Raw genomic sequence first — 12006 nt, 5'->3', positions numbered from 1 at the left:
TTAATTTCAAAACTAATAATTGCATGAAGACTAGAATGACATTGAAAACTGTATTTGCCTTTTTGTTGATTTCAGCTTTTGTGGTGAGTTGTGCAGCAAGTGGTACAACAACTAACTCCTCTGCCAAGGCCGAAGCAAAGCAAAAAGTATATGACCCAGCTGGCGTTTGGGAATACTCTGTAGATACTCCTGATGGAGGCAGTAGCGGAACACTAAGAATTATGGGTAGCCCTGGAGCCTATAGCGCAACTTTAGAAACCGATCAGTTTGGTACTTTAGATGTAAATGGAGTGACGGTTCAGGGAACTAACATGACGGGTTCTATTGAAGTAATGGGAACTGTAGCTGAACTTGAGTGCCAGTTTGATGGCGATGCTATGAGCGGTGCAGTTTACCTAGGTCAAGATGCCTTCCCAATGACAGGAAAAAGAGTAAGTAAATAAGAATAGTTAAGTATTATAAACTCAAGATAGGGGCTGTAGATCTGTTAAGATCTGTGGCCTTTTTTTATTCTTTTCTGAAAGCAAGACCCATTAAGCGGAGAAGCTTAAAGGCTCCTAGGAAAAATACCTATTCAGTCTAGGAGACTTGCCGAATATGCCCAATCAGGCAATAGTCGGATATGTAGCAGTCGTGGTCATACGACATTTGTGATGTATTCATTTACAAAACAACAAAACCATGAAAAAGCTATTTATCATCGCCCTCTTTTTGGTATCGGCACAAGCAGCCTTTAGTCAATACTATTATAAAAGAAGTTATGACAACCATAGAAATAAGGCTGCAACATTTCAGGTAGTTCCAACTGTTGCCAACTATGACGGAATGAAGTTTGGCTTCGGAATAGGTATGAATTTCAAGCAGGTGCTTTCCCTGAATTATTTTCACACAAGAGATTACGGAGTGAATGAGGAGCAGCCGCATTTAGATAATAGGTTTGCTGGTCTTCATTTGAGCTTGGCTCAGCCTGTAGCCGAAAGTATTGAGCTAGCGGCAGGAGCCAGAAAAGCAACACTCAATGGAGAGCTCCAGAAAACCATTTTTACAGGTGAAGTAAGATTTAAGTTTAGCGATAGCTGGCGTTTAGCATTTGAGTACGGAGGTAACAAAGAAAGAAATATGGCCAGCGCAAGGTTGATGTTCAACCTTTATTGACCGAAGATATCCACCTCTCGGTGGAAAGTTGGTTTTGTTGTGAGGCGAGCTGTGGTGGCTTGCCTCTTCTTTTTGTAAGCAATTTACCTAGTCTTTTTATTCAGGCAATTCACCAATAAATGTGAGCTTACTTCCAATCAACTTTGCATTAACAAAACCACAAAACCATGAAAAAGCTTATTGCATTAATAGTGCTTGCTGCGAGCTTTTACAGTTGCTCCGACCTTTATGATATTAAAGAAACTGTTTATCTCATAAAAGAAGGTAAGCACGAGAGTTCAATAGAAAATAGTGCAAATCCAAAAGGCTTAAGGACACTCAAATCTGAGACATTAAATCTAACTGTTCGTTTTGATGAGTCCGTCAGGTATAATCTGGGAAACAAAAACCAACAAGACATTAATAAGCTTTTCGGTTTTGCCGATTGTAACAGTCTCCACCATGAGAATAGTGCACGTTTTGGATGGAATTATAATCCAGAAACAGATCAGGTAGACATATTCACTTATGTGTATCAGAAGAAAAAGAGATTATATCAGCAGATTGGGTCGATGGAAATTGGAACGGCTGTAGATATGAGTATTTCGCTTGAAGACCATCAGTACCGATTTTTATTCGAAGACCAAAGCGTGGTGGTAGAAAGAGGTGCTGCTTGCGATACAGGGGTTTATTATTTGTTATATCCATATTTTGGAGGTGATGAAGTGGCTCCACAAGATATTCGCCTGTATATCACAGAACATTTGAATTAGATCAGACTAATTATACACATAGCATTCGTGTTATGAATTGAAAGGACTACAGTCGTGTAGTCCTTTCATATTTTAACTCTCTGTTAATTAGGTGATTTACCCACTGCACTTCGGTAATTCTCTGGTTTTTTCGAGTCAGGTGTTTCTCCATCAAAATCACAGGGGCTAATCGTAAACTTTGTGATGTAAACAACAAAAACCAACACCATGAAAACTCTACTTATCACCTTAATTCTAGCGGTCTTCTCAGTGTTTTGTAATCAATTACAGGCACAAAGCTTTAAAGGATATTATAAGTCTAGATCTTATAAAGCTTCTAAGATCAATAATGGTCCAGCTTTAGAAATAGGAGGCCAAACCAATAGGTCTATCAGAGGGTGGAAAACAGGTTGGAATGTAGATGTTGCGTGGTCTAATAAGTTCAGAGTAGGTTACTTCAGAACAGCCGGAAGAACCCAGTCTGAGCAAGCTCAAAGCTCTGAACAAGGGGTAGAGTTTAGTTTTATGTTCAATTCTAACGGCAAAGTAGCATTTGGCCCCCAAATGAGGTTTACAGTTACCGACAAGCGCTTTGTGTCTTTAATACCTATGGTTCAATCTAGGGTATCTATCTCGTCTAAATTGGCGATTAAGGGTGGTGTAGGAATGAGCGATCGATATCCCATTTTCGATATGGGAATGGTAGTGCGACTAAAATAGCTTAGCTTTGCAAATCAATATGTTAGCTTTATTTAGTATAAAGCCGACCCCTTTTTCTTCAATACTGTGAGGTACTCTGTTAGGCTGTTATTTATTCTTTCCCTTTTTGGTAATCTACTCTTTGCTCAAAATGATCCACATCAGATGTGGAGGGAACGTCCCATCAATCAAAATGTCATCAAAAACTGGGAGTTTTCAAACCCACTCGGTAGGGCTACAGTTTGGGACATAGATCAAGATAAGTTTGGCTTTATCTGGTTAGCTACAAGTGAGGGAGTTATCAGGTTCGATGGAAGGCGTTCAACCGTTTTCAACTTAAACAATACTTCTGTTTTTGAAAGTCAAGACTTTGCGCAAGTAGAAGTGGCTCAAGATGGAAAGGTTTGGGTCTGTGGTAGGGATGGGCTCTATTATTACGATGGTGAGAAGTTCAATGAATGGGTTTCTGACGATGTAGAGATTTCATTGGCGTGGAAAATAATTACTAGACAAGACGGTAGTTTAATAGCGTTGGCCAATGGTCAGGCTTTAGAAATTGATGAGACTGGTGTAAAGAAAGCCCCGTTTGGAATTGAAAATGCATACCAATTAAAAAGAGGATTTGACGATAGGATCTGGGTAATGTTAAATACTGGTAAGGTAAAGTATGTGAAAGACAAACAGCTTTATGACTTACCAGAGGTTAATGAATATACCGGTGAAGTAGCCATTAGAATGGTGGTAGATGATGCAGAAGGTAATCTTTACATCTCTCTAGACGATGAAAGGCTACTTTACTATAATCATGAAGAGTTCATTGAAATCAATTCGGAAAAAGCATTTGATATTGGTTTGGTGCGAAATCTATTCCCAGACTCTCATGGGTTTGTATGGGCATCTTCTGTAAATGGTACCTACAGGTTCAGTAAAGACAAGGTAGAAAGTCTTACCACTCACGATGGTTTATCAGACAACGGTGTTCGAACCTTGTTTGAAGATAGAAATGGAGATATATGGATTGGTACCTATCGCGGCCTCAATTATATTCCCAAATCACCAGTAGGCTTGGTACAGCTTAATGAAGGAGGAGTAACAACACCGGTAGAAACAAAGGCTGTTATTGAGGCTTCGGATGGCAATATCTGGGTAGCAACTGGAGGTAAGGGGCTTTATTTGTATCAAAAGGGTGAACTGGTGAAGCCAAAAGCTTCATTTAGAATGCCATCCAATATTTTCACCATTAATGAACAAAGTAATGGTGATTTACTCATTGGCGGAGAAAATGGGCTAATTAAGGTTAGATACCAAAATGGAGTACTGGAGTTCCTTCAGAAGATTGTGAGCTCAAATGTTCGTTTTGCATACGCTACTGGAGACGATGTAGTATGGATAAATGAGATAGGAGGCCTTGCAAAGACCAGGACACTACTCTATAGAGATAATGAGCTGGTGGAGGTGCCTGAGTTGAATGGGAAGAATGTAAGGTGGATAAATGAGTTTCAGCCAGATAATTTTATAATAGGCACTCTAAATGGTCTTTTCAGGTATTATAGAGGTGAAGTTACTGAGGTGGGAGGTAGCTATGGCTTTTCCACAGAGGCCTTTACAAGTTACTTCAATGGAGAAGAGAATCTTTGGGCAGTTACGGAAGGGAAGGGCTTAATTAGATATGAAAAGAGTTCGGGTCAGCTAACAACCCATAACTCTAAAAATGGCTTTTCTATCAGTTCCCCAACTGCCATAATGATGGACGCTAATAGTGGCGTTTGGTTTTCTAGCCTAAGTGGACTATACAGAGTCGCTTTGTCAGAGCTAAAGAGAAATATTATTGAGCAAGACTCCCTGAAAAGTGTAGAATATTATCCAGCTAACGTTACTGTGAGTCCTGCTGGACACCCTATTAATTGGAAAGCAAAAAATGGTGTTATCTACTACAGCAGCCCTAATGGGTTGGTAGTTGTAAATGAGAACTATAGAGCGCCTAGAACTCGGAATTATCAGGTTCAATCAATTACTGTGGATGGAGAAGAATATCATCCAGAAGAAATAGTTGAGATACCTCCTTACAGTAATAAAATCAGTATAAGGTTCTCTACCATAGACTTTCAAGAAAGAGGAGATCTATCTTTTGAATATAAATTAGAGGGGTTTGATAAAGGTTGGTATAATATTAAGGGAGTCAGGGACATCTACTATACTAACCTCCCCGCAGGGAATTATAGCTTTAGATTAAGAGAGGTGAATTCAGATGGTTATTACGAAGAAGCAAACCAAGCATTTACAATTATAAAGGCTAAATATTGGTATAGAACCAACTTGGCTATTATCCTCTACATTGTTTTAATTATTTTATTGTTTGTTCTGGCCTATAGAGCCAGAACGAGGTCTATTCGAGAACACAACAGCAGACTGCAAGAGCAGGTGATTAGTAGAACTACCAGGCTAGAGGAGGTGCTTTTTAGCTTGGAAGAAAAGGTAGAAGAAAGAACGTCAAGCCTCTTGAGGGCAAATGAACAGCTCAATTTAGCTATGGATGCAGGAAAGCATGCATCTTACGTTTGGAGCTTGAATAAAAAAGGTGAGCGAGTTGCTGAATACTCAGATAGGTACTTTAAGCTGCTCGGATATGAACCACAGTCTTTTCAAACCACTTGGGATAACTTCATTGAGATCATTCATCCAGATGACAAAGAATATGTAGTAAATACTATTGAAGAAATGTTAGACAGTCAACGTTCCATAGACCCTATCACAACCTTCGAAGTAGAATACAGGGCTCGAAGAAAAGATGGAGCTTATATTTGGATGTCGTCTAATGGGAAACTCTTAGAGTCTAGAATTACGGGTTTAGTTACTGATATTTCCGATAGAAAAGAGGCAGAGTTAGAGCAGAAATCTAGCCATGAAATGTTCCAGAAGCTCTTTGAGCAAAGCACAAGTGCCCACTTACTGGTTGATTCTAATGGGGCCATTGTAATGCAGAATGCTAAAGCCGAAAGCGTATTCGGATACCAAGGAGAAGAGTGGAAAAGCGTAAGGGTTGAAGACTTAATTCCTCATAATTATCGTGGTCATCATGTTGGTTTAAGGGAGGGCTATCATAAAGCTGAGTTTTCGGCACCAATTACCATAGAGAGAGACTTGGAAGGCCTTACAAAAGCTGGAGAAGTTATTCCGCTTCAAATTGGAGTAAGTCCCATCAACTTGCAAGACAAAAAGTATACGCTGGTTTTAGTGATCGATATGTCTGAAAGAGTGAAGATGGAAAACGCGCTCAAGAGTAGTAAGCAAGAACTACAAAGACAGCGAGATAGGTATATGACCATTTTCCAGAATATAAGTGATGCGCTATTTATTCTGGATGTAGATGATAATGGAGAGTTCAAGTTTGTCGAATTCAACAAGGCTCAAGAGGCAATAATCAACCTGTCTACAGAACAGGTGGCTAATAAATCTGTTTCCGAGGTCTTTCCAGATTTTGCCGAATATTTAGAATGGAGGTATAGCACTTGTAGAGATAGTTTGCAGACAATTACCTACAGAGAACAACTCAGTCTAAAAACAGGGAAAAGAGATTTTGATACCAGTTTAGTCCCTATAATTGAAAATGGTAAGGTAGTGAGAATTATAGGGATCGCTCACGAAATAACAGGTCAGTTAGCTCAAGATAAATTGATAAAGGATAAAGAAGAGAAGTTAAGGTATGCTCTTCAGGCATCTCAAGATGCAATCTTTGATTGGAACATGACCAATGGCATTATGGAGTTTAGCGATGCGTTATTCCGAATGCTTGAGTATGATAGATCTGAGATTGATGAGAACTTAGAAAGTTTAATGAAAATTGCTCACTCAGGAGACATTGATAACATACATAAGGCTGATCTTCTGAGAATTATCAATAAGTTAGAGGTTGGAGAACAGTTTGCCAGTAGCTTTAGAATGAAAAAGAAGTCTGGCGAGTGGCTATGGGTTCTCCTTAAAGGTAAGGTAGTAGAGAGAGATGCTCAAGGTAGGGCACAGCGCTTTGTTGGGATAATTACCGACATTACCGGAGAAAGAGAGAAGACTAAGGAAAAGTTAGAGACAGTTTTACTTACCGAAGATAATGAGCGAAGTAGGATTTCAAGAGAAATCCACGATGGGTTACAACAAACCCTTACTATTACTGCGCTTAACATGGAGTTTGCAAAGAAGGAGGTAGAGAAACTTTCCGAGAAAGGGAAAGAGAAATTCAATACCGCTTGGGAGTATTTGCAAAAATCAATAGCCGAAAGTAGAACAGTGGCACACTCCCTCATGCCTAAGGCAATTGTAGATTTTGGCTTGGTTAGCGCTTGTAAAAGTCTAATCATGCAGTATGATAATAGTATTGAAGAAACGGCATTTAGGTTTGATGAAAACTTAGCCGATGAAAGAATAGCCGATAAGAATGTAGAAGTAACGCTTTACAGAATTCTTCAGGAGTCTATAAATAATATTATTAAGTATGCTAGAGCCTCTGAAGTAAATGTTCAACTGAAAATGTTCGAAGATATTATCTTAATGACTATTGAAGATAATGGTGTAGGCTTTGATGTTGAGGCTGTAAAGGCTAAAGGAAACGGTTATGGTTTAAGAAGTATGCAGAATAGAATTGATGCTATTTCAGCTCATTTAGAAATTGATAGTGCCCCTGGCAAAGGCACAGTAGTTATAGTGGAAATATTGAAAGAGGCTTTAGAATAATTAATTATTGCATCTAGCAAAAAGGCTAGACCCAAGAGCTTACATGGATTATGAGGTTTATTGTTAAATTTTGTTGTTTGTTACTATGTGCAGCAAGTTTATCTGCTCAAGATAGTCCTAAGTATGATGTTTGGCATCAACGCCCACTTGTTCAGAATGATTTAGCCTATTGGCATCAGAAAAGCCCCTTAGGCAGGTCTGAGATTACAGATATAGCGCAAGATTCTACTGGCTACATTTGGATGACATCTGCAGAAGGCGTGCTTCGATTTGACGGCTATGATGTTGAAGTTTATGACAGAAGTAAGGTTGAGGTATTTAATAGAGACGAATTTCAGCAGGCTGTTTTAAGTCCAGACGATATTTTATGGTTGTCTACCAATGAAAACCTATACTATTATAAAAATCGTAAATTTTCTGTTTGGAAAGATGCTAATAAGCAGCTCAAGAATGATATTGATAGGCTAGAATTTGACCCTGAAGGAAATCTTTGGGCCTTAGCCAGAGGCTTTCTATATAGAGTTGGCGGTGATAGTGCCGTAAAAGATCCGCTCGGGCTTGGTGAAATCAAAAGTCTAATTAAATGTCAACAAAACTTACTGTGGGTGGTAACCAAAGAAGAGGAGGTATTCACCGTAGATGGTGCGCAATCTAAGAAATCATTCCCCTTTCTGAACGAACTTTTTCCAGATGATATTCAACACGCTGTCGGAAATATAGATAGGTCTATCTATGTAGCCTTAGAAAATGGGAGTCTCTACAGAGTAAAAGATGGAGTCAAAACCAAGATAGATTGGAGCGATCAACAAGAAGCTGGGGTTAGAGGCGATATTATTCACTCACTCAAAGCTGACTCTCAAGGCTTTATTTGGGTTCTAGCGCATGAGAATTTATACAGAGTCAACGGCACAAAAGTAGAGATTGTGAATTACTCACTTGCTAGTAATGACTTTCATGTTAATGCGGTTTTCGAAGATAAGCATGGAGATTTCTGGATAGGTACATATAGTGGGGCAGCTTTTCTATATCAATCAGCTGTTGGGTTTATAGACTATTATAACGAAGGTGAAGTAGCACTTACCACATCTGTTTATGAAGATAGAGAAGGTAATGTTTGGGTTGGGTCGGTCAATAGGGGACTTTTTTCTATTAAAAATGGTGTTTTATCCCCTATACCGAGTGATGACAATCTGCCAGTGTCTATTAAGTCAATTGCTCAATTAAATAATGGGAATTTGCTTTTAGGGGGGCAGTCGGGGCTTTTTGAGGTGCGATATAATAGTGTCAATACATCCTTGGTTCGTCAGATAGATGATAGGCCTACACGTGCGCTGTTTACAGATAAAAGTGAAACGCTTTGGGTTAATCGTCAGGCCACTGATGGGCGATATGAAACTGTAGCTATCAAAAACGGTATTACGAACAAGAAAAAGGAACTAGACGACAAGAGGATTTTCTTCTTTTATGAAACAGATGAGTATGGGCTTTTAATAGGAACAGATTCAGGGCTATATCAACTTAAAGATGACAAGTTAGAAGCTGTTGGATCAGAACTTGGCCTTGAAAGAGAGAACTTCTTTTCAGCCACAGAGGTGAATGAATCAGTTTGGGTTAGTAGCAAATCTAGAGGGTTAATTCAGCTTAAAGGTGATTCAGTGTCGGTTTTAGATAGTAAGCAGAATTTTAAAGTTAAGAATAGTAGTTCCATGATTCCTGATGATAATGGAGGGTTATGGTTCGGAGTCAATTTGGGTGTCTCTTATTTGCCGCTGAAAGAATTTGAAGATTTGATAGAAAATGGGGATCCGCTAAGCAATATTGAATTCTATGCTATTAGCTCTTCAGATAATGCATTAGGGTACCCGCTACAAATCAAAACTACCTCAGGAAAAATACTCATCACCACAGATAGAGGGCTTATTGAGGTTACTCCAGATTTTAAGCCAAAGAGGAGTCCCGTATTAGATATTGAATCTTACATGGTTGAAAATGAGGTTTTTAATATAAAAGATAATCAGATTCAACTTTCAGGTAATGATAATAACCTAGTTATAAATTATTCTGGAATCGACTTTTTGAATTACGGCAGTTTAGAGTATGAGTTTACTTTAGAAGGGTTTGATAATCAGTGGCATAATGTAGGTCAAAGATCGAGCGCTATTTACACCAATTTGCCTAAAGGGAATTACACATTTAAGTTGCGCCTGGCCAACATGGGCAAAGAGAGTCCTGTAGAAACAATATCTGTTAGAAAGCTAGCTAAATGGTATGAAAGCACCCTGTTTACTATTCTTGTTGGCTTGCTTTGCTTTGCATTGCTAGTAATTCTTGTAAAATGGAGGACAAGAATTATAAGGGAGAAGAATAAAAAACTAAAAGTTGAAGTAGACTTAAGAACCACCGAATTGAAGCAAGTTCTTAATAGTCTTGAAGACACCGTAGAAGAAAGGACAGAAACGCTTACCAAGGCTTTAGAGCAGCTAAATTTAGCTATGGAGGCAGGTAAGTTAGCTTCTTACTACGAAATCTATGATAAAGAAGGGCATATAACAGACTATATGTATGCAGAGCAATTCTATAACCTTGCAGGCTACCAGGCAGGCGATTTTGAATTGACAAGAGAAGGGTGGGAGGCCCTTATTCACCCTGAAGATGCCCCTAGAGATCAGGCTCAGTTCGCTAAGATCAGCAAGCCCGGAACAGATAATCAATACATCAATAATTACTGGGTCGAATATAGAATAAAGAGCAAGTCTGGTGATTATGTCTGGATGGAGTCCATGGGGAGAGTGGTAGAGCGCTATCCTAATGGAACTATTAAGAAATTGGTGGGTGTACTGGCAGATATTAACGACAGAAAAAAGAATGAGTTGGCCAGGCTAGAAAGCGAAGCACGGTTTAGGCATGTATTCGAAGCTGGAGCTAACGGCCTTATACTTGTAAATGGCGAGGGAAGCTTAGAGCTGTTCAATAAAAAAGCTGCCCAAATATTCAATTTTGAACTAGAGGAGTTTCAGTACAAAAACATCAGTGAGCTTATACCCATATTTGAGAATATTGATGGGAAGTTTGACGAGGAATTGCTTAAAAACCAAGTTGAGCCTGGAGGGCATTATAGCGGCTGTCATAAAGATGGCACCAGATTCCCAATACGCTTAGAGTTTACAAACCTCAAGATTAAGGAAGAAGAACTTAGTTTGGTGGTGGTCATGGATATGACACATGAGATGGAAATGGAGCAGGCTTTAGAAGATAGCAGGTTGCAGATTAAACTCGACAGGGATAAGTACCACTCAGTTTTCGAGAATATCAATGATGCCATTTTTATTGTCGGGGTTGAGGGAGATAGGTTTAAGTATTTGGAAATAAACTCGGTAGATGCCAAAATAATAGGCTATTCAAATGAAAATGTGATAGACAGGTATATCGAAGATCTCTTCCCTAAGATGGCCGATTACTTGAATTGGAGGTTTGCGAGTTGTAGAGATTCTGGCGAAGTGGTTACCTATCAAGAGAAGGTTAAGTTTCAAGATAAAGAACAAGACTTCGAAACCAGTTTAATACCAATCCTTGAAGACGGTAAAGTCGTTCGAATTATAGGAATCGCTCATGATATTACAGAGCTAATTAAGTCTCAAAAGGTAATTCGAGAGCGAGAAGAGAAGCTCAGGTTTGCCTTAGAAGCCACTCAAGATGCTATTATAGATTGGGACTTTCAGTCGGGCAAAGTAGATGTTAGTCCGGTGCTTTATAGAATGCTTGGTTACAAAATAAGTTCTGTACAGGAACATATTGTAGGGATCACTAAACTTATTAATAAGTCCGATTTCGATTTTGGAACGGTAGATGAATTAAGAAAGCAAATTCAACAGCTTGGAGATAATACCTTTGTTCGAGAGTTTAGGATGAAAATGTTCGATGGCTCTTGGCTTTGGGTGTTAATGAGAGGAAAAGTAGTTAAGTCGGAGTCGGGTGATGCTTTGCGATTTGTTGGTACCATTTCAGATATTTCTAAAGAGAAAAAGAAAACCAAGGATAAGTTAGAGGCTATTCTGCAGACAGAAGACAACGAAAGACGCAGAATTTCTAGAGAAATCCATGATGGTTTACAGCAAACCCTGACCATATCGGCTTTAAATTTGGAGTTCATTCATAGAGAGATTTCTAAATTGAGTGACAGAAGTCAGAAGAAATTTGAACAAGGATGGTCATATTTGCAGCAAGCTATAGCAGAAAGTAGAGGCGTTGCCCATACTCTTATGCCCAAAGCCATTGTAGATTTCGGCTTTATAAGTGCTTGCAAGAGCCTTATTATGGAATTTAATAACTCTGTTGATGGTACTATCTTTCACTTTAACCATAACTTGGCAGATGAAAGTAACATTGACAAGAATATTGAGGTTACTCTCTATAGAATTCTGCAAGAGGCGCTGAATAACGTTATTAAGTATGCAAACGCCAATGAGGTAAATGTACAATTGAGAGATTATAACGATATTTTGATGCTCACTGTAGAAGATGATGGTAGTGGTTTTGATGTAGAAGAAGCAAAATCTTCTGATATTGGGTTCGGATTGAGGAGTATGCAAAACCGAATCGATGCTATTTCAGGAGTTTTAGAAATAGAAAGCGCTCCGGGAAAGGGAACATTTATAGTCGTACAGATTTCAAAGGATATATTAACCGAAGTTTAAAA

The 12006-nt window shown here is 38.9% G+C and carries 6 protein-coding genes; all 6 read left to right on the top strand.

The features are described 5' to 3' along the window. Positions 1-23: 23 nt before the first annotated feature. The 6 genes from AWW68_RS01420 to AWW68_RS01395 all read left to right on the top strand — a co-directional run bounded on the left by AWW68_RS01420 (position 24) and on the right by AWW68_RS01395 (position 12004). Positions 24-443: a hypothetical protein gene (locus AWW68_RS01420; protein ID WP_068215807.1), complete on the top strand. Its 420-nt coding sequence runs from the start codon at positions 24-26 to the stop codon at positions 441-443. 238 nt (positions 444-681) lie between these two features. Further along, on the top strand, positions 682-1155 hold the full coding sequence (locus AWW68_RS01415; RefSeq protein WP_068215805.1) for a hypothetical protein: 474 nt from the start codon (positions 682-684) through the stop codon (positions 1153-1155). Positions 1156-1322: 167 nt separating this feature from the next. Then, positions 1323-1907, top strand: coding sequence for a hypothetical protein (locus tag AWW68_RS01410; RefSeq protein ID WP_068215802.1), 585 nt, complete (start codon positions 1323-1325; stop codon positions 1905-1907). Between the two features lie 207 nt (positions 1908-2114). Next, positions 2115-2606 (top strand): hypothetical protein, encoded by a 492-nt coding sequence (locus AWW68_RS01405; RefSeq protein ID WP_068215800.1) that lies wholly within the window; start codon positions 2115-2117, stop codon positions 2604-2606. A 66-nt stretch (positions 2607-2672) separates the two neighbouring features. Continuing rightward, positions 2673-7310, top strand: a complete 4638-nt coding sequence (locus AWW68_RS01400; protein ID WP_157717476.1) for a PAS domain S-box protein — start codon at positions 2673-2675, stop codon at positions 7308-7310. 77 nt (positions 7311-7387) lie between these two features. Further along, positions 7388-12004, top strand: a complete 4617-nt coding sequence (locus AWW68_RS01395; RefSeq protein WP_068215796.1) for a PAS domain S-box protein — start codon at positions 7388-7390, stop codon at positions 12002-12004. Positions 12005-12006 lie beyond the last annotated feature (2 nt).

This window comes from Roseivirga spongicola (assembly GCF_001592965.1).
GTDB lineage: Bacteria > Bacteroidota > Bacteroidia > Cytophagales > Cyclobacteriaceae > Roseivirga > Roseivirga spongicola.
Note: the sequence above shows the minus strand (reverse complement) of the source record. Positions and strands in the feature narration are given on the sequence as shown.